The sequence below is a fragment of the Pseudomonas sp. R76 genome, assembly GCF_009834565.1.
GTDB lineage: Bacteria > Pseudomonadota > Gammaproteobacteria > Pseudomonadales > Pseudomonadaceae > Aquipseudomonas.
Genome location: NZ_CP019428.1, coordinates 93,065 through 111,123, shown reverse-complemented (window position 1 = coordinate 111,123; position 18,059 = coordinate 93,065). Strand labels below are relative to the sequence as shown.

The window sequence follows — 18,059 nt, the reverse complement described above, 5'->3', positions numbered from 1 at the left end:
CGATGCCCTTATCCGATGTTCGACAGTTTCAGCAGCAGGCGCAGGTCGTTGAGCAAGTCTTTGCCCTTGACCTTGGCGTCGTAGCGCAGTACCAGGTTGCCGTGCGGGTCGACGATCCACAGTTGCGCATCACCGGGCGCGGCGGCGTCTTTGGTAAAGGTCGACAGGTCCAGCGGGTAGCGTTGCAGTTGCGGGTATTCGGCTTTGAGCTTGGCCTCGTATTCGGTGCCCACCGGCTGCGCGCTGGCCAGGGCATGACTGGCGCGGGACGCATCGCGGCCCAGGCTGATTTGCAGTTGGCGCGCCAGGTACACCAACTGCTGGCACTCGGCGGCGCAGGCGGTGGGCGCGGTGACCAGCAACTGCCAACGGTCTTCATCGGCCTGCACGCCAATGTCGGCGCGGGTCTGGCCATTGCCGATCAGTTCGCCGTGGTAGCTGCGGCTGTCCGGCACCCAGAACTGAAGTTTGTACATGAACGTGGCCAACGCCATCGGGCCGATCACCATCATCAGGATCAGGATCAGCTGCCAGCGGCCTTTGCGCCGGTCGGGCGCCTCAGACATGCTGGGTGGATTCATGGCCGTTCCCATGGGGTTTCTCCTTGTTGTTGTGCCATCCGAGGTAGAGGTAAAGCGCCAGTAGCGCCAACGCCATGGCGAACCACTGCACGGCGTAGCCCAAGTGTTTTTCCGGGCCCATGGCGACCACCGGCCACGTGGTGTCGTACGTGCCGGGGCCGGGCTCGGCGCGCAATTCATAGGCAAAACCGCTGCGGCCCAATTCGGTCCAGAGGGCGGCGGGGTGCAGGGCGGTGAGCAAGCGCGGCCAATGCGTAGTGGCCGGGTCGGCGTGCAGCTGGAAGGTTTCGCCGGGGGCGACGTACACCCAGGCGTCGAGGTTCAACGGTTGATCGGGTGTGGTGAAGACCGGCGGCGTGCGACGGTCCGGCCACGGCAGCCAGCCGCGATTGAGCAACAGCCACTGGCCGCTGGCCTGGTCATGGAAAGGTTGCAGTAACTCGACACCGGCCTTGCCGTCACGCATGCGGTTGTCGAGCAACACGCTGTGTTCGGCGTCGAATTGGCCGCGCAGGCGCACGCGGCGAAAGGCCGGGTCGGCCATGTCATTGAGTTGCACGCTGTCGATGGGCTCGGCCACCCGCCGCTCGGCGTAGCTGTCCACCAGCAGCTGTTTTTCATGGCCGCGCGACAGCTGCCAGAACCCCAGGCCGACCATCAGCGGCAGCAGCACCAGCACCACCAACGTGGGTGCGAGCCCTGGGCGAAAGTCTTTTATGGCGCTGGCTATACTTGTTTTCATTGCCCGCCTTTTCATTGCCCGCTCATCCGAATGGAACCTGACCATGCTCAAAGCTGCTATTGCCCTGATGCTGATCGCGACTGTCGTGAGCCTGTTCAGTGGCTTGTTCTTTCTGGTCAAGGACGAGGGCAACTCCAACCGCCTCGTCACTGCCTTGACCGTGCGCGTGGTGCTGGCCGCGATCACCGTGGGCTTGATCGCCTGGGGCTTTTTCAGCGGCCAGCTGGTGTCTCATGCGCCGTGGTAATGCACCTCACAGCACGTAAACGAAGAAAAACAGGCCGATCCACACCACATCCACAAAGTGCCAATACCAACTGGCGGCTTCGAAGCCAAACTGGTGCTCGGCATTGAAATGCCCGCGCAGGATGCGCATCAGCATCACAAACAGAATGATCGTGCCGATGGTCACGTGAGCGCCGTGGAAACCGGTGAGCATGAAGAACGTCGCGCCGTACACGCCCGAACCGAGGGTCAGGCCCAGCTCTTTGTAGGCGTGCATGTACTCCTCGGCCTGGAAGGCCAGGAACGCCCACCCCAGCAGCACCGTCAGCGCCAGCCAGATTTTCAGCGCGCCGCGATGGCCTTTGCGCAAGGCGTGGTGGGCGATAGTGATGGTCACGCTGGAGCTGACCAGCAAGATCGTGTTGATCAGCGGCAAGCCCCACGGGCTGATGGTGCCTTCCGGCGGCGGGTACATTTTTGGGTCGGGGTTGTTGAGCAGCGGCCAGGTGAACTGAAAGTTCGGCCACAGCATGTGCGCGATGCCCTTGTGCCCTTCACCACCCAGCCATGGGCCGGACATGTGCCGCACATAAAACAGCGCGCCGAAGAATGCGACGAAGAACATCACCTCGGAAAAGATGAACCAGGTCATGCCCCAGCGAAACGAGCGGTCCATCTGCGGGCTGTACAAACCTGCGCGACTTTCCTTGATTACGGCGCCGAACCAGCCGAACAGCATGTAGGCCAATAGCAGGCCGCCGACGAAAAAGATCCACGGGCCGTGGGATTCCGGGCGCGCCGCCTTCAGATCGTTGAACCACACGGCCAGGCCGTACACGGTGATCAACATGCCAAAGGTCGCAATTATTGGCCATTTGCTTTGCGCTGGTACGTAGTACGTATCATGAGACGACATGTATTCGCTCTCCTGATTGAGGGGGCAAACAGTAGCTAGCCGCCGGTATGGACGGCCACCGGCGGTTGGCGCGCAGTGATATCAAACAGCGTGTACGCCAGGGTCAAATGCTTCACATCCTTGGGCATGTCGCGGTCGACGATAAAACGCACCGGCATTTCGATGCGCTGACCTGGCTGCAGCACTTGCTGGGTGAAGCAAAAACATTCGGTCTTGTGGAAGTACATCGCCGCCTCGGCCGGGGAAATACTCGGCACCGCCTGGGCGGTCATGGCCTTGTCGGTGGGGTTGTAGGCCACAAACAGCATCTCGGTGACCGCACCGGGGTTGACCACCACTTCGTCAGCCTTGGAGTGAAATTCCCAGACCATGTCGATGGCATTGGTCGACAGGAACTGCACGCGCACCTGGCGCGTAGGGTCGACGATTTGCTCGCCCTCGTACTGGCCGGCAGTCTTGCCGTTGATGCCGAACGCCTTGCACATCACGTCGTAGATTGGCACCAGGGCGAAGCCGAAGGCGAACATAGCCACCACCAGGATCAGCAGGCGGGTGACGAGGCGCTTGATCGGGACGGATTCAAGCATGGCGATCACCTGAGCCGAACGCGGTCAATGTGGGAGCGGGCTTGCTCGCGAATGCGGTAGGCCAGGCACCCTCTGCGGCGACTGACACACCGCTTTCGCGAGCAAGCCCGCTCCCACAGGGGATTTGTGTAGGCATGGCGAACCGGGTCTTCACTTGACCTCCGGCGGCGTAGTGAACGTGTGGTACGGCGCGGGCGAAGGAATGCTCCATTCCAAACCTTCGGCGCCATCCCACGGCTTGGCCGGCGCTGGCGGGCCGCCACGGATGCACTTGATCACGATGAACAGGAAGAAGATCTGCGTGGCGCCAAACATGAACGCGCCAATCGACGACACCATGTTGAAGTCGGCGAACTGCAGGTTGTAGTCCGGCACCCGGCGTGGCATGCCGGCCAACCCCACAAAGTGCATCGGGAAGAACGCCATGTTCATGCCGACAAAGGACAGCCAGAAGTGCAGCTTGCCCAGGGTTTCGTCGTACATGTGGCCGGTCCATTTCGGCAGCCAGTAGTAGGCCGAAGCGAAGATGCCGAAGATCGCGCCGGGCACCAGTACGTAATGGAAATGCGCCACCACGAAGTAGGTGTCGTGGTACTGGAAGTCCGCCGGGGCAATCGCCAGCATCAGCCCGGAGAAACCGCCGATGGTGAACAGGATCACGAAGGCCACGGCGAACAGCATCGGCGTCTCGAACGTCAGCGAGCCTTGCCACATGGTGCTGACCCAGTTGAACACCTTCACGCCCGTCGGCACCGCAATCAGCAGCGTGGCGTACATGAAGAACAGCTCGCCCACCAACGGAATGCCGACCACAAACATGTGGTGCGCCCACACGATGAATGACAGGAAGGCGATACTCGCCGTGGCGTAGACCATCGAGGTGTAGCCGAACAGCGGCTTGCGCGAGAAGGTCGGGATAATCGAGCTGACGGCGCCGAAGGCCGGCAGGATCATGATGTACACCTCAGGGTGGCCGAAGAACCAGAACACGTGCTGGAACAGCACTGGGTCACCGCCACCGGCCGCACTGAAGAAGCTGGTGCCGAAGTGGATGTCCATCAGCATCATGGTCACGCAGCCTGCCAGCACCGGCATCACCGCGATCAGCAGGAACGCGGTGATCAGCCAGGTCCACACGAACAGCGGCATTTTCATCAGGGTCATGCCCGGCGCGCGCAGGTTGAGAATGGTGGCGACCACGTTGATCGCGCCCATGATCGAACTGATACCCATCAGGTGAATGGCAAAGATGAAAAACGTCACGCTTTCCGGCGCGTAGGTGGTGGAGAGCGGGGCGTAGAAGGTCCAGCCGAAATTCGGCCCGCCGCCGGGGGTGAACAGGGTCGAGACCAGCAGCAGGAACGCCGCCGGCAGCAGCCAGAAGCTGAAGTTGTTCATGCGCGGCAGGGCCATATCCGGCGCGCCGATCATCAGCGGGATCATCCAGTTGGCCAGGCCGACGAAGGCAGGCATCACCGCGCCGAACACCATGATCAGGCCGTGCATGGTGGTCATCTGGTTGAAGAACGCCGGCTGCACGATTTGCAGGCCGGGCTGGAACAGCTCGGCGCGGATCACCATGGCGAACGAGCCGCCGAGCAGGAACATGGTGAAGGCGAACCACAGGTACATCGTGCCGATGTCTTTGTGGTTGGTGGTCAGCACCCAGCGCATCAGGCCTTTGGCGGGGCCGTGGGCATGGTCGGCATGCCCATGGTCGATCACAGTGCTCATGGCCGTTCTCCTGCAAGCGAGTGGGCGGGACGGTTCGTGGCATACGCAGTAAGGGCTGTCATTTGCTTTCCGCCTGCTTGATGGCCAGCACGTCTTTAGGCGTGACCATGTCGCCTTTGTTGTTGCCCCAGGTATTGCGCTCGTAAGTCACTACGGCAGCGATATCCACTTCCGACAGCTGTTTGCCGAAGGCGGCCATGGCGGTGCCGGGCTTGCCGAAGTACACGCGGTGCAGGTGGTCTTCCTTAGGCCCGGTGGCAATCGGTGAGCCCTTGAGCGCCGGGAACATCGGCGGCAGGCCCTGGCCCTCGGCCTGGTGACAGGCCACGCAGGTGGTGTGGTAGACCTTGTCGCCACGCGCCACCAGCTCGTCCAGCGTCCACTCTTTGGAGGTCAGCTCCTTGAGCTTGGCCGCTTCGGCCTTGCGCTCGCCGAGCCAGGTGTCGTAGTCGGCCTTGGATTTGACCTCGACCACAATCGGCATAAAGCCGTGGTCCTTGCCGCACAGCTCGGCGCACTGGCCACGGTAGATGCCGGGCTTCTCGACACGGGTCCAGGCCTCGTTGACGAAGCCGGGGATGGCGTCGCGCTTGACCGCAAAGGCCGGCACCCACCACGAGTGGATCACGTCGGCGGCGGTCACCAGGAAGCGCACTTTGGCGCCCACCGGCAGCACCAGCGGCTGGTCGACTTCGAGCAAATAGTGCTCGCCCTTGGTGGCCTGGTTATGGATTTGCTCGGCGGGCGTGGCCAGGTTGCTGAAGAACTCCACGTCCTGGCCCAGGTATTTGTAATGCCACTTCCATTGGTAGCCGGTGACCTGAATATCGATATCCGACTCGGTGCTGTCGTAGATATTGATCAGGGTTTTGGTGGCCGGAATGGCCATTGCCACCAGGATCAGCAAGGGCACCACGGTCCAGAGGATTTCCACGGTCGTGCTCTCGTGAAACTTGGCGGCCACCTGGCCCGTAGACCGGCGGTGCAGGATCATCGACCAGAACATCGCGCCAAACACGACAATGCCGATCACCACACAAATCCAGAAAATGGTCATGTGCAGGTCAAACACGGCGTGACTGACTTCAGTCGCCCCTGGCGCCATATTCGTTGTCCAGGCGGCGTGCGCCTGGCCGAATACTGACCACAACAGTAGGCCCATCCAAACGTGTGGATGTCGCGTCATTGCGGGTTCCCCTTTATGTTTCTTGTTATCCCGCCGGTTTGCACCTGCGGCGAAGGGAGCGGCTTCCATACTGCTTACAACCGCCAAGCCTTGCCTGCTTCATGCAGTTGGGCGTCATCAGCTAATTGCGTACAAAATCGAGTATAGACAGCCGCGGCAACCCCGCAATGTGTAGGGGCAAATGAGCAAAAACAGACGGGCGGGCCTAATAAATACGGGCCCGCAAACGTTTATCCGACGAACGATGGCAATTCGATATAACGCATGCGCATAACCATGAAATAATTATGACAAACGCGTCTTAGGCGCTCGTATAAACGAGCTACCTTGTCCTTTCCCTTTTCCTACGCCTGTTTCACTGGAGCATTCATGAACACCGCCGCGTTGCGCGAGCAGATTTCCCGTGCCCATCAACACGAAGCCAGCACTGGCCAGCTTGCCCAGCAACTGGAAAAACAATTGCCGCACCTGCATTCGGCCATCTCCCTGGCTGACGGTGATCGCAACATTGTCATGACCCGTTTTGTTACCGCCTACATCGAGCTGGTCCCGGATTTGCTCGAAGCCGCCAATGACGTGGCCCGCGAAGCCGGTATCGAAAGCCAGATCAAACCGGTGCTGAAGATTGCCGAGCATTTCTTCCTGCAGCCGCCCGCGATCCTGGCCGGCCACGAAGGCCTCGACGGCCTGCTCGACGAAGCCTACCTGGCCCATCGGTTGGTGGAAGAGGTCAACGACCTGTACATCAAGCATTTCGGTCAGCCGTTGATTCCGGCGGATACCACCGTCGCCAACCTGATCGCTCATCAACTGATCGGCGAGGCGTTTGCCAATCAACTGGATGAAGCCGTGCACTTGGCAGTGGATGAAATGCTCAACGAAGACAGCTTTGCGCTGGAATCGGTCGAGGCGTACCGCGAGACGCTCAAGAGCCCGAAAACCGAAGCGGCGTGGAAGCGCTGGCCGTGCCTGTCGCGGCAGCTGGGGGTTGAGTTGGCGTTGGATCAGCCTGCTTAACTCTTCAATATGATGCAAAACCCATGTGGGAGCGGGCTTGCCCGCGATGGCGGTATGTCAGTCAGCCAATGTGTTGACTGACACTCCCTCATCGCGGGCAAGCCCGGCTCCCACAGTGTTTTGTGGTGTTCAGACAGGCGCCGAACCAATCCCCACCGTCGTGCGCACGCGGCCTTCCAGCCGGCGCTTCAACCCACGCGCCTCGATCACCAGCGTAGAGCCCTTGGCCGCATTGGCCCGACCCCATTCCTCCAGCAACTCCAGGCAGGAATGGTCGATGTAGCTCAGGTTGCTCAGCGGCACATGCAGCGTGGTCCCTGCGGGCACCGTCGACAGCACTTGGGTCAGCGCCGGGACCTTCAAAAAGGTCGCCGCGCCGGTCAAACGCAGTTCCATCTCACCGTCCTGAGGCAGGTCGATCAGGCTGACTTTCAGTCGCGACGCCTTGAAGGCCAGTTTCACCAACGTCAACCCGAAGCCCACCAGCACGCCGGTCAGCAGGTCGGTGAAGATGATCGCCAGCGCCGTCGCGGCATAGGTAAACATCGGCATCCGCCCATAGCGTCCCAATGCCTTGAACGCCTTAACGTCCACCAGCTTGATCCCGGTGTACACCAGCACGCCCGCCAGGCTCGCGACCGGAATGCTTTGCAGCACGCTCGACAGCAACAACACGAACCCCAGCAGCCACACACCGTGGAACATCGCCGACAAGCGCGTGGTGGCGCCCGCTTGCACGTTGGCCGAGCTGCGCACGATCACGCCGGTCATTGGCAGGGCACCGACCAGCCCGCACAGCATGTTGCCCACGCCTTGTGCAGACAATTCCTTATCGAAGTCGGAACGCTGGCCGCTGTGCATGCGGTCAACCGCTGCGGCAGACAGCAGGGTCTCGGCGCTGGCGATAAAGGCCACGGCAAATGCGGCGATCAACAACTGTGGATCGGCCAGGTTCAGCAAGTCGCTGGGGCGTAGCCAGTCGATGGCGTCGGCCAGGTTTTCCGGGACTTCCACGCGCTTGACCTGCAACGCCAGCACCAGGCTGGTGACGGTTGCCAACCCCACGCCCAGCAGGGCGCCCGGCACGAAACGCAGTGTTTGCGGGCGGAATTTATCCCACAGGTACATCACCAGCATTGTCGATAAACCGAGCAAACCGGCCTGCCAACCCAGGCCACCACCGAGGGTCGGAATCGCCTCAACCAAGGCGGCCGGGAAGCCCGCCAGGTTATCCAGCCCCGAAGGCTTGGGCGCACCGTCGAGCATCACATGCACCTGCGACAACACAATCAGCACGCCGATTCCCGCCAGCATGCCGTACACCACGGCCGGCGCGGTGACACGAAACCAGCAGCCCAGGCGCAAACGCCCGGCCACCAGTTGCAGGAACCCCGCCAACAACAGGATCGGCCCCAGCATCATCATGCCGTGCTGGCGGACCAGCTCGAACACCAACACCGCCAACCCTGCGGCAGGCCCGCTGACTTGCAGCGGCGATCCCGCCAGCCAGCCCACCACCAGGCCACCGATAATCCCGGTGATCAGGCCCTTGGCCGGCGGCATGCCGGACGCAATCGCGATGCCCATGCACAAGGGCAGGGCGACCAGAAACACAACCACAGACGCGAGCAGCTCCCGTGGCAATACAGCTTTCAATTGAGCAGCACGCATGATGACTCTCCCGAGGCATTCGCCGGGCGCGGCAAAGCCTGGCTGCGTCCATGGCAGCCACCGCTTTACCCGGCAGGGAAGTGTTTTTAGAAGCGCGCTTTAGGCGTCGCGCAAGGGATCGGCCCGTCGCCGCTCAGCGATCGGAACGCCGCTTGATCCGCGTCGTAAGCACGGATTTCACTGGTCTCGATGTTGTAGATCCAGCCATGGATAAACAACTGACCATTGGCCATGCGCGAAGCCACGGAAGGGTGGGTGCGCAGGTGCTGCAACTGGGCGATAACGTTTTCTTCCGTCAGCACCTTCATGCTTTCGTGCTCATTGGCGCAGTCGCAGTTGTCCTCAACCATCGACTTGGCGACTTCGGCGTGGCGCAACCAGGCACGCACCGTTGGCATCTTTTCCAGGCTCTGGGGGTTGAGTACCGCGCGCATGGCGCCGCAGTCGGAATGCCCGCAAACGATGATGTGCTGCACGCCCAGGGCGAGTACCGCGTACTCGATGGCCGTGGAAACACCGCCGTTCATCTGGCCATAAGGCGGCACCACGTTGCCGACGTTACGCGTCACGAACAGGTCGCCGGGGGAGCTCTGGGTGATCAGCTCAGGCACGATGCGCGAATCGGCGCAGGTAATAAACATCGCCCGTGGGCTCTGGGCCGTGGCGAGTTTCTTGAAGAGTTCTTCCTGCTGCGGGAAGACGTCGTGATGGAAATGCAAAAAGCCGTCAACGATGTGCTTTAGCGCTGCATCGGCGGACTCGGCCTCGTGAGGGGCTGAAGCCGACGCAGCCAACGGCTGTTTATCCTTGTCACTCATAATTCATCCTCTTGATTAAGGCAGGGGAGTGGCTCAACTCAGTTCTGACGCCTGGCCTGTGCAATAGTTGTAAACACCACACACCCAGCGCGTCGACTGATCAGTCACTCGCTGAACAAGGTAACCACCGAAACTTAACTCAAACTGAATGAAACGCTCTAGCTCGCGGGTTTCAGTGATGTCAAAACGCGACCATTCCTACGCAAGCGTTGGGTTGATCCCCTTCAGTTTACAACAAAGCCATCTGTCTGCCCGGTGGGCAGAACGCCGTGCAATCCAGGTTGAAGCCTTCGCGACGATTCAGCCCCAGGCGCTTGATCGCCTTGCTGAAACGCTGTGCCAGCAGATCGGCAAACGGCCCCTCGCCACGCATGCGCACACCGAAGCGGCTGTCGTACACCTCACCGCCGCGCACCTGGCGCACCAGGCTCATCACATGGGCCGCGCGCTGCGGGTAATGCGCCGCCAACCACTCCTCGAACAGCGGCGCCACCTCCAATGGCAGGCGCAGCATCATGTAGGCCGCACTTTGCGCGCCGGCCGCATTGGCTTCGGCCAGCAGGCTTTCGAGCTCGCTGTCGTTGATCATCGGAATCATCGGCGAGCACAGCACGCCCACCGGGATGCCGGCGTCACGCATCACCCGTATCGCCCGCAAGCGCGCCTTGGGCGCCGCCGTGCGTGGCTCCAGGATGCGCTTGAGCTCGTCGTCCAGGCTGGTGAGGCTGATCATCACCGCCACCAGCCGCTGCCGGGCCAACTCGCTCAGCAGGTCGAGATCGCGCAGTATCAACGACCCCTTGGTGATGATGGTCACCGGGTGCCGGTAGCGCAGCAGCACTTCGAGGGTTTGCCGCGTGATCTTGTATTCACGTTCGATGGGCTGGTACGGGTCGGTATTGGAGCCCAGGTTGATCGGCGCACACACATAGCCCGGCTTGGACAGCTGTTGTTCCAGCACATCGGCAGCATTGGTCTTGGCGATCAGCCTGGTTTCGAAATCCAGCCCCGGCGACATATCCCAATAGGCATGGCTGGGCCGCGCGTAGCAGTAGATGCACCTGTGCTACGCTATAAGACACTCAAAAGGTCGGAGCGTCTGAAATGCAACGCAAGTGCTACTCATACATACGTTTCAGTCATAAAAAGCAAGAGCTAGGCACTAGCTTCGCTAGACAGAGCGATATTCAGCATTTTGTCGATAAACACAACCTCATCGTAGATACGACCTTGGAAGATTTGGGCGTTTCAGCTTTTCGCGGTAAAAACGCAAAACAAGGTCAATTAGGTGATTTTATCGACTTGGTGGAACAAGGGTTAATCGACCAAAATTCAATCCTACTAATTGAAAACTTCGACCGACTTTCAAGACAAAAAGTAATTAAATCAACACAGATTTTTCTTAACCTATTAAATAGAGGTATTGACATTGCTGTATTAGACACGGGAAAAATCTATTCAAAAGACACGCTTTTATCATCTGATTTTTTTATCGCAATTATTGAGTTTGAACGAGCAAACGCAGAATCATCAAGAAAAAGCGACTTCACAAGTTCGGCTTGGAATATTCATCGTGATGAAATGCGAAAAACAAAATCTGTTAAAACTAGAAAAACACCGAGTTGGATAGGGGTTAGTGGAGTAGTTAAAGCTCGACCAGGTGATGAACCAGCAAAGTTCTTTATCATAGAAAATGAAGCTCGGAAAATTAGAAAAATTTTCGATTTGGCTTTATCAAAAGGTTTAAGCGAAACGGCTAGATACGTTAATGATTGGCTTGGACCTGACGAACCAAAATACTCTATTCATCAAATACAATACCTCCTCAAAAATAGGAAGGTTATAGGCGAACATCAGCCCATGAAATTTCACGAAAGTGAAATGGGACAGATGAAGCTAATGCCCGAAGGACCAACCATTCACGATTATTATCCGTCCATTGTTGATAAGTCTATTTTTGAAGAAGTTCAAGAAAAGGTTTTAGGGCGCAAGCCATTTTCGGGAAAATTTAACAAATCAAGATTAAACGTATTTCAAGGCTTTATTACATGCTATCACTGCCATGGAACAATTAGATACATGGATAAATCAAGCAGTGAAAGAAGCAATAAACACTATTTCGTTTGTACAAATTCAATGTCAGGAAAATGCGTTTTAGGTAAACGACTCACATACAACGCAAGTGAAGCAATGCAGTTTTTCTTTGAAAAAACAGACCGGTTAAATCTATCCGAAATTTTTGAAAATGATGAAAATATTTTACGTCTCAATAACTCAATCAAAGATGTTGAAAGAGCTTTAAAAAATACAAATCATCAGCTTGAACAGTTAAAGAAGCAAATCAGAGAAATGCTCCGCACTGGCAAAAATATATCTGACACATTGAACGAAATGCTTATCGAGTTTGAAACGTTACAGCGTGAACAAATCAATGCGCTAAAAACGCTGAAAGAAGAAAAAGAAACGTCAGTAGCACAGATTGAAGTTTCTAGAAATTTCAATCAAGAAAATATTCTAGAACTGCTCAATGACAAGAGTGATGAAGCAACACGAAAAAGAATTAATATCAACAACCATTTGAAACAGATAATTGAGAATATCCAATTTTTTTGCCGGGGTTACTCAAAGAAAAATCTAATTACTGGCGTTGAGGATAAACGCTCGACTTTAATTCCAACTATGATTGTGAAATTCAAAAACGGTGTTGTGCGAGTTATTGTAGAAAATGAAATGATTAAAGATGTTGGAGAGTTATCCGGTGGGGCTGAACTTTACCTAAACATTTTAGAAGATATGCATCAAAACATGATTCTGAAAAAAAACCACTAGTCCTTTTAGTTGGACAATTGGAAATTGTCTAACTAAAAGGACTCCGATTCGAAAAAGTGTTTCACGTGGAACTATTGAGTTTGTTACGTCTACGATATGTCGGTCTTGTTACTTCCAAACCATCTTTTTCAAGCTCTGAAACTTCTGCGCCAATCATGTTATCAACAAGCAAAATATCACTTTCATCAGCTTTATCACTTTCGACAATACGATTTGCTTTTTCCTCAACGTCTTGCCTGTTAATCAAAACATCAAGCGTCGTACCATCTCTTATACTTTTAACCCAATAAATCAAACTCGATTTAAAATCATTAAATGCTTTTAAAATAAAACCCAATTTTGCTCTTTCAAGCATTATTTGAGACTTTTTATTGTCCAGCTCAATTTCTTTAATCTCTAATTCTTTCAATTTTGTCTCTGCTTCTTTCTGTGAAAGAACTGCAACAGTGGTGACGTTCTGCGTTTCCAAAACGAGTTTCGAAGCGTTTTGAACTTCTTCTTTTGCTTTGTCATACTCGTGACGTTGTGCAGTCTTGCGCCTGCCCACGTTTGTTCTCAACGGCTTGTGATGTGTATGATCGATATTACAATGCTTCAATACTGACTGATTGAACTGCAATTTCAATTTCGCTAAAACGTTCTTTCTATCCAAATCAGCCAATCTCTGCCCTGAAAAAATCCTAGGAACAAGAAGGTTTAAGTGAGGATTTGCCTGGTCGTGTATATTCAAAAAACACGCTCGACCAAAACGATTAACATCCTCTTTTATCTCTAATTCTTTGTGAATTGTATTGACCAAATCTTTTGATATTTTTGTCCATTGTTCAGCGGTAGGCTTATGCGGAGGGGGTAATATAAAGTTAAAAGACTGAGCAAAAGACTCAACTTTTCTACCTCCTTTTTTGTTTTTCGCATCGAATGAAATCGTTTCTTGAATAGTGTTATTAAGAAACGTATTTACGTCAGAGTTAAACAGTGGGTAGATAGTCGTGTTTTTATGATTCTTGTGCTTCGCACTTGCTAAATAACTAGCATATTCAGACAATCCAAAATCTTTGTTTTTGACACGCTCGGTTGTTACAGTCCAATTTTTTATGCTCATATCGAACCCTCGAACTTTGTTCGACAGGTCTTACAAACTATTGAAAATTTAGGAATTTCAAAATCTGTTTCTATATGCCACAACAATCCATGACTTGTTTTTTTCTTGCAGCTTGTGCAATGTAAATATAAATTACTCATTGTGTTTAAAGTTGTTATGCTTTTATAGTAGCATATCGTAACAACGAAATTTCATAGTTGTTCAGCCGACTGTGAAGAGTTCAAGATAGGACAACCCTAAAGGGTTGACGCTGGCGCTTCCTACTTGCCGGGGATACCCCGGACCCAAAAGCCAGTCAAAATCTACGGCAAAAGCAAAAGCAAAAAATCAAAATCGTCTAAACAAATTATCTCTTCGTGTATTTAAAATCTGCTGTTTATCAACATTCGATTTTAAAGAGACTTTACGAGATTTAAAAAATAAACGCACAGCATCGTTGACAATAAAAATCAACGCAAGACGTTCTGACATATTGCTACGCTCTTGTCCAAGAAAAATTACTTTCTTAATTATTTCTTGCTCTTTATTTTTTGAGCTTGATTGATGCAATTCGACAAGTTCAATCAGCAAGAGTAGTTGCTGAATATTATTCGCATTACTCAATAATACTTGAAATGCACTGACGACTTTCAAGTCTCTTATCGAACTAACAAGATTTTCTGCTTTTGCTCTAACTTCTATTTCATTCATAGTAATTTGTATTTTCTATCATTATACAATTACGATGCTCTAACTTACCTGTTAACCCCCCTTGCGGGGGGAAGGGGGGAGAAGGTAAATACCGCAGTACCTGCGGCATAGAAAACATTAAAATTTATACTCTTGAACTACAAAAGCTTTTGTGTAAGTTTGGTTTTTTGTATATAGCCAAAGCCTTCCCTTTTCAACTTCTCCCAACAAATCAGCGCTATACGTTGACTCTAAACATTCAGCTTTATCTTCATAAAGATAAAAATCAAAATAATGTTTTGTTTGACTAGCTGCGCCACTCCCACCCTCTACATAAGCCCTTTTTCTACAATCATGATCTGCATTTTCAATCGCTAATTTTTTAGCAATTACTGCTTTTATACGTGCTTCTTTTTGTGCTTTTTGCTGTGCAAGCTCTACTTGTCTATTTTGAATATCACGCACATTAACTTTTCTATCTTCACCGCTCTGATGCAAGAAGATAAAAACAAAGCACAGTATGACGAAAACCCCAAATCCATCATTCATAGATTCAACATCTTCTTTATATTTTCGTCAGAAACATTACTGCGCTTTAGATTCTCAATTCTTTCTTTATCTAATGAGCTTGATAAACCCTTGGCACAAAAATTTGAATTGAAATAGATATGCCCGTTGTCTATAAGTACTTTTTTAGCAATAAGAACTTTCCACGCTCGATTAACGGCGCTTTTATCAAGGTTTAAATCTTTTGCAATTGTTGATTGTTTAAGACTTACTAAATTTCCATAATCCATCATTTTGAGAATATAAATTACGACTTTGAATTCAGTGGGTTTTAAATCAAGCTGTAAAAGATTTTCTGCAAAACCTATAAAGAACTGCCCCAAAATCACTTTTGGTTTATTTTTCTTCACATTTACATTGACACTAATATCGGCTTGTTCTTCGCTTAACAAGTCATTAACTGCTTCTAATGTTTTATCATTCAACTCTTTCTTTAAAAGCTCTTTTTGTAAAGCCCCGATACTTCCATCATCATTTTCTATTTCTAAACCATTCATTAATGCACCTAATTATGTTTATATAAATAGAGTAGCATTTGAATTGATAAAAAGTAGATGTAAGTGAGAAATAATTGTTTTTTTTGAGAAAACTATCTCAATGCTTTATTTGAAGGTGAAATAGCCATTTTTAATAGTTGATTAAATCGTCAACTCTGGTTGATAAAATCGTCAACTTGCAGTTGATTAAAAAATCAACTTCGGTTGATAAAATCATCAACTTTTATTTCTTACAGGCTTTGATTTTATTGGTGTTGAGAGGTTCTTAAGATGTAAGATTTTATTAAGACCTTTAAGAGAGATGTAATTTACTATGCGCATTGTAGATAAAAGTACTTTAACTAAATAGTAGCATTTTCTTATTTAGTTGTTTTCGTTTGCGGCAGGTACTGCCGTTATTTACTTTGTTTTTTTGTAAAGGCAGAGAAGCAGAGAAGCATTAAAAGCTATTTGGCTATCCCTTCCTGTTGGTTCATACCAGTCTATTGACCGTCTGTAACGTCCCCTAAAGGGTCCTGACGGTCAAGCTGGGCTAAGCCTGCCCGGATAGTGCGCCCGCGCCTATGCGGCGTTCGGGCGGGGTCTTATCGCGTAATAGATACAGCCATAATCAGGTAATTCAATATCGCTCAATCTTTACTGCTTGGCGTGGAAGAGTCACTTTCTTTTTCAGCCCTTTCCTGCATTTTTTCTTTCGCACGTATAGCGGCTTTTTCTTTAAACTCTATCGCACTTGCCGCGACTTCTATACTTCCTCTTTTTAACGATTCGACAATTGCTTTTCTTTCTTTGTAAATTATTTTCATATTTCCAAATATAAACCAAGCAAAAATCAAAACCAGTATAACTGCGAATTTTAGATTGGGGCTGCGAGGCTCAACTAGAAAAACAATCACACCAAATACAAAAAAAACAAAAAAGGCACTTAAATTAAATTTAAGCAGAGAGCGAAACAGAATTTTCATTAATTAATTCCCGCTATTCCTATGAGCCGTTTTTGTCGGACGGAGCAAGAAAATATGCAGTTAGACCAAAAAATAAAATTATTGGCCCTAATACATAAGTCACTTGAACCCCGATATATGAGACAGTGCACCATATAAGAATATAAAGCGCCAATGCCCCTAAACATATTGCTAGTGATTTTTCGTATATCCATTTTCGCACTGTTAATCACCCCTCCCTTTCCTATGCGGAAAGGTATCATTTCTCTCCTATTTTTACACAGGCTGAATGTTTTCGACGTTCAGAGGTGGTGCGAAATACTGGCTGGACCAGTGAGTGTCTTATCGACTAGTAGATACAGCCATGCTCGCAACCGCGATAGGGGTTGATCGAGCGATCGAACGGCAAGTCCGGCGAGTTGTTGCGGGTGATGATGCTCTTGGCCGTTTCGATACGCACTTCAGTGCCCTGGGTTGGCGGCACTTCCTGAAACCAGCCATCATCCTCGGCCACACTGACAGTCGGCGCAAAACGGTTGTGCAGGCTGGTCGCCGTGCCCCGGCCACGGGGCGGCAGAGGTGCAGACATGAAAACGCGCCTATACTGTTTTTATATACAGTATAGGGGCGTCATCGTTATGACCAGTGCCGTTTAGCGGCCAGCACGGGATCAGTGCTTTTGGGTCACCTGCCCCAGGTCATCGCCCGAGGTGGTGCGCATATCACTCTTGCGCAGGTCCGCCACGTCGCTGGCTTTTACCGGTGCGCCTTTATTGCCCCAGCTGCCACGAACGAAACTGACCACATCCGCCACTTCCTGATCCGACAACCGCCAGGCAAACGCCGGCATGGTAAAGGTCGAAGGCGCCGTGTGCGTAGCCGGCAGGGTGCCGCCGTTCAACACGATGTTGATCAATGACGTGGCATCCGCCGTCTGCAACACCGGGTTACCCGCCAGCGCCGGGAACACCCGCGTATAGCCATGGCCGTCGGTACGGTGGCAGGCCGCGCAGTTGTCGATGTACACCGACGCGCCCGGCTTGCTGTCATCACCTTTCCACAGCGCCTCGGCCACCTGTTTGTCGTACTGGTGCGGCTGGTCCTTGGGATCGACCGCCGGCAGGCTCTTGAGGTAACGGGCGATGGCGGTCAGGTCGTCCTGGGACATGTATTGCATGCTGTGGACCACAACATCGCTCATGCCGCCAAACACTGCGCTGCGATCACTGCGACCGGTCTTGAGGAATTGCACCAGTTGCTCCTCGCTCCAACTGCCGAGGCCGTCCTTGTGGTCGCCGCGCAGGCTTTTCGCAATCCAGCCTTCCAACGGCGCGCTGCCGGACAGGAACGCGTTGCCGTCAGTGGCACTGAGGGCTTTTTCCTGCATGGTCAGGGCACGCGGTGTATGGCAGGCGCCACAGTGGCCGAGGCCTTCAACCAGATAGGCGCCCCGGCTGACTACAGGGTCGGCAGCCGCTTGTGGCGGATGCTCCTCGACCGTCGGCGCAAACATCCAGCGCCAGGCCGCCAATGGCCAGCGCATGCTCAAGGGCCACGGAATATCGCTGTCCTTGTTTTCTTGGGCGACCGGCTCAACACCCTTCATGAAGTACGCATACAACGCCTGCATGTCGCTGTCGCTGACACGCGCGTAGGACGGATACGGCATCGCCGGGTAAAGCGTACTGCCGTTCTTGGCGACGCCATGGCGCACGGCCTTGTCGAAGTCCTCGAAGCTGTAGTCGCCCAGCCCAGTCTTGTCCGAGGTGATGTTGGTGGAGTAAATCACGCCGATCGGGGTTTCCATCGGCAGGCCGCCCGCAAAGGGTTTGCCGCCCTTGGCGGTGTGGCAGGCCACGCAGTCACCGGCGCGGGCCAGGTATTCGCCTTGCTTGATCAAGTCGGTTTCGGCGGCGCTCACCGAGCAGCTGCTGAACAGGGCGAAACTGGCGATAACAAGTGCTTTCATGGTCA

Annotated in this window: 17 protein-coding genes and 2 pseudogenes; 3 read left to right on the top strand and 16 right to left on the bottom strand. The window is 52.9% G+C overall.

Features of this window, described 5'->3' with window-relative positions; translation table 11 throughout:
* Positions 1 to 8 precede the first annotated feature (8 nt).
* Positions 9 to 593: a hypothetical protein gene (locus tag PspR76_RS00525; RefSeq protein ID WP_159953500.1), complete on the bottom strand. Its 585-nt coding sequence runs from the start codon at positions 591 to 593 to the stop codon at positions 9 to 11.
* On the bottom strand, positions 559 to 1,323 hold the full coding sequence (locus PspR76_RS00520; RefSeq protein WP_159953499.1) for an SURF1 family protein: 765 nt from the start codon (positions 1,321 to 1,323) through the stop codon (positions 559 to 561). The genes PspR76_RS00525 and PspR76_RS00520 overlap by 35 nt, the downstream gene beginning before the upstream one ends.
* Positions 1,324 to 1,366: 43 nt before the next feature.
* Between PspR76_RS00520 and PspR76_RS00515 the strand changes: the two genes are divergently transcribed.
* Entirely contained in the window at positions 1,367 to 1,570 is a 204-nt protein-coding gene (locus tag PspR76_RS00515) for a twin transmembrane helix small protein (RefSeq protein WP_016969525.1), read from the top strand.
* Between the two features lie 6 nt (positions 1,571 to 1,576).
* On the opposite strand, the gene PspR76_RS00510 is transcribed toward PspR76_RS00515, so the two are convergent.
* The 4 genes from PspR76_RS00510 to coxB all read right to left on the bottom strand — a co-directional run bounded on the left by PspR76_RS00510 (position 1,577) and on the right by coxB (position 5,971).
* Positions 1,577 to 2,464, bottom strand: a complete 888-nt coding sequence (locus PspR76_RS00510; RefSeq protein WP_159953498.1) for a cytochrome c oxidase subunit 3 — start codon at positions 2,462 to 2,464, stop codon at positions 1,577 to 1,579.
* Between the two features lie 35 nt (positions 2,465 to 2,499).
* On the bottom strand, positions 2,500 to 3,051 hold the full coding sequence (locus tag PspR76_RS00505) for a cytochrome c oxidase assembly protein (RefSeq protein WP_159953497.1): 552 nt from the start codon (positions 3,049 to 3,051) through the stop codon (positions 2,500 to 2,502).
* Positions 3,052 to 3,201: 150 nt separating this feature from the next.
* On the bottom strand, positions 3,202 to 4,785 hold the full coding sequence (ctaD, locus tag PspR76_RS00500) for a cytochrome c oxidase subunit I (protein ID WP_017137901.1): 1,584 nt from the start codon (positions 4,783 to 4,785) through the stop codon (positions 3,202 to 3,204).
* A 58-nt stretch (positions 4,786 to 4,843) separates the two neighbouring features.
* Positions 4,844 to 5,971 carry a cytochrome c oxidase subunit II gene (gene coxB, locus PspR76_RS00495; protein ID WP_159953496.1) on the bottom strand — a complete coding sequence of 376 codons (1,128 nt, stop codon included), beginning with the start codon at positions 5,969 to 5,971 and terminating at the stop codon, positions 4,844 to 4,846.
* A 369-nt stretch (positions 5,972 to 6,340) separates the two neighbouring features.
* Here coxB and PspR76_RS00490 point away from each other — a divergent pair, with 369 nt between their 5' ends.
* Entirely contained in the window at positions 6,341 to 6,988 is a 648-nt protein-coding gene (locus tag PspR76_RS00490; protein ID WP_159953495.1) for a hypothetical protein, read from the top strand.
* A gap of 129 nt (positions 6,989 to 7,117) precedes the next feature.
* Here the strand turns inward: PspR76_RS00490 and PspR76_RS00485 are convergent, their stop codons facing one another.
* The 3 genes and pseudogenes from PspR76_RS00485 to PspR76_RS00475 all read right to left on the bottom strand — a co-directional run.
* Positions 7,118 to 8,659: a SulP family inorganic anion transporter gene (locus PspR76_RS00485; RefSeq protein WP_159953494.1), complete on the bottom strand. Its 1,542-nt coding sequence runs from the start codon at positions 8,657 to 8,659 to the stop codon at positions 7,118 to 7,120.
* A gap of 86 nt (positions 8,660 to 8,745) precedes the next feature.
* Positions 8,746 to 9,477 (bottom strand): carbonic anhydrase, encoded by a 732-nt coding sequence (locus tag PspR76_RS00480; protein ID WP_159953493.1) that lies wholly within the window; start codon positions 9,475 to 9,477, stop codon positions 8,746 to 8,748.
* Between the two features lie 229 nt (positions 9,478 to 9,706).
* Positions 9,707 to 10,543 (bottom strand): annotated as a pseudogene (locus PspR76_RS00475) (PA0069 family radical SAM protein); the annotation flags it as partial.
* 38 nt (positions 10,544 to 10,581) lie between these two features.
* Here PspR76_RS00475 and PspR76_RS00470 point away from each other — a divergent pair.
* Entirely contained in the window at positions 10,582 to 12,306 is a 1,725-nt protein-coding gene (locus PspR76_RS00470; RefSeq protein WP_159953492.1) for a recombinase family protein, read from the top strand.
* A 61-nt stretch (positions 12,307 to 12,367) separates the two neighbouring features.
* Here PspR76_RS00470 and PspR76_RS00465 read toward each other — a convergent pair whose 3' ends face one another.
* The 7 genes and pseudogenes from PspR76_RS00465 to PspR76_RS00435 form a co-directional block, all read right to left on the bottom strand.
* Positions 12,368 to 13,408, bottom strand: a complete 1,041-nt coding sequence (locus tag PspR76_RS00465; protein WP_159953491.1) for a hypothetical protein — start codon at positions 13,406 to 13,408, stop codon at positions 12,368 to 12,370.
* 327 nt (positions 13,409 to 13,735) lie between these two features.
* The gene (locus tag PspR76_RS00460; RefSeq protein ID WP_159953490.1) at positions 13,736 to 14,098 is read right to left on the bottom strand and encodes a hypothetical protein; all 363 of its coding nucleotides are present in this window, start codon (positions 14,096 to 14,098) and stop codon (positions 13,736 to 13,738) included.
* Between the two features lie 117 nt (positions 14,099 to 14,215).
* Positions 14,216 to 14,626: a hypothetical protein gene (locus tag PspR76_RS00455; protein WP_159953489.1), complete on the bottom strand. Its 411-nt coding sequence runs from the start codon at positions 14,624 to 14,626 to the stop codon at positions 14,216 to 14,218.
* Positions 14,623 to 15,141, bottom strand: a complete 519-nt coding sequence (locus tag PspR76_RS00450; protein WP_159953488.1) for a hypothetical protein — start codon at positions 15,139 to 15,141, stop codon at positions 14,623 to 14,625. Before PspR76_RS00450 ends, PspR76_RS00455 begins: the two co-directional genes overlap by 4 nt.
* Before the next feature lie 629 nt (positions 15,142 to 15,770).
* Positions 15,771 to 16,106, bottom strand: coding sequence for a hypothetical protein (locus PspR76_RS00445; protein ID WP_159953487.1), 336 nt, complete (start codon positions 16,104 to 16,106; stop codon positions 15,771 to 15,773).
* 331 nt (positions 16,107 to 16,437) lie between these two features.
* Positions 16,438 to 16,674, bottom strand: a pseudogene (locus PspR76_RS00440) (PA0069 family radical SAM protein); the annotation flags it as partial.
* Positions 16,675 to 16,755: 81 nt separating this feature from the next.
* Positions 16,756 to 18,054 (bottom strand): cytochrome c, encoded by a 1,299-nt coding sequence (locus PspR76_RS00435; RefSeq protein WP_159953485.1) that lies wholly within the window; start codon positions 18,052 to 18,054, stop codon positions 16,756 to 16,758.
* Between the last annotated feature and the right edge of the window lie 5 nt (positions 18,055 to 18,059).

What these genes read in the sequence shown, in the direction of transcription:
- PspR76_RS00460 (WP_159953490.1), bottom strand. Translation starts at nt 14,098, where the DNA reads ATGAATGAAATAGAAGTTAGAGCAAAAGCAGAAAATCTTGTTAGTTCG.
- PspR76_RS00450 (WP_159953488.1), bottom strand. Translation starts at nt 15,141, where the DNA reads ATGAATGGTTTAGAAATAGAAAATGATGATGGAAGTATCGGGGCTTTA.
- PspR76_RS00520 (WP_159953499.1), bottom strand. Translation starts at nt 1,323, where the DNA reads ATGAAAACAAGTATAGCCAGCGCCATAAAAGACTTTCGCCCAGGGCTC.
- PspR76_RS00470 (WP_159953492.1), top strand. Translation starts at nt 10,582, where the DNA reads ATGCAACGCAAGTGCTACTCATACATACGTTTCAGTCATAAAAAGCAA.
- coxB (WP_159953496.1), bottom strand. Translation starts at nt 5,971, where the DNA reads ATGACGCGACATCCACACGTTTGGATGGGCCTACTGTTGTGGTCAGTA.
- ctaD (WP_017137901.1), bottom strand. Translation starts at nt 4,785, where the DNA reads ATGAGCACTGTGATCGACCATGGGCATGCCGACCATGCCCACGGCCCC.
- PspR76_RS00510 (WP_159953498.1), bottom strand. Translation starts at nt 2,464, where the DNA reads ATGTCGTCTCATGATACGTACTACGTACCAGCGCAAAGCAAATGGCCA.
- PspR76_RS00485 (WP_159953494.1), bottom strand. Translation starts at nt 8,659, where the DNA reads ATGCGTGCTGCTCAATTGAAAGCTGTATTGCCACGGGAGCTGCTCGCG.
- PspR76_RS00490 (WP_159953495.1), top strand. Translation starts at nt 6,341, where the DNA reads ATGAACACCGCCGCGTTGCGCGAGCAGATTTCCCGTGCCCATCAACAC.
- PspR76_RS00525 (WP_159953500.1), bottom strand. Translation starts at nt 593, where the DNA reads ATGGGAACGGCCATGAATCCACCCAGCATGTCTGAGGCGCCCGACCGG.
- PspR76_RS00435 (WP_159953485.1), bottom strand. Translation starts at nt 18,054, where the DNA reads ATGAAAGCACTTGTTATCGCCAGTTTCGCCCTGTTCAGCAGCTGCTCG.
- PspR76_RS00455 (WP_159953489.1), bottom strand. Translation starts at nt 14,626, where the DNA reads ATGAATGATGGATTTGGGGTTTTCGTCATACTGTGCTTTGTTTTTATC.
- PspR76_RS00465 (WP_159953491.1), bottom strand. Translation starts at nt 13,408, where the DNA reads ATGAGCATAAAAAATTGGACTGTAACAACCGAGCGTGTCAAAAACAAA.
- PspR76_RS00515 (WP_016969525.1), top strand. Translation starts at nt 1,367, where the DNA reads ATGCTCAAAGCTGCTATTGCCCTGATGCTGATCGCGACTGTCGTGAGC.
- PspR76_RS00480 (WP_159953493.1), bottom strand. Translation starts at nt 9,477, where the DNA reads ATGAGTGACAAGGATAAACAGCCGTTGGCTGCGTCGGCTTCAGCCCCT.
- PspR76_RS00505 (WP_159953497.1), bottom strand. Translation starts at nt 3,051, where the DNA reads ATGCTTGAATCCGTCCCGATCAAGCGCCTCGTCACCCGCCTGCTGATC.
- PspR76_RS00445 (WP_159953487.1), bottom strand. Translation starts at nt 16,106, where the DNA reads ATGAAAATTCTGTTTCGCTCTCTGCTTAAATTTAATTTAAGTGCCTTT.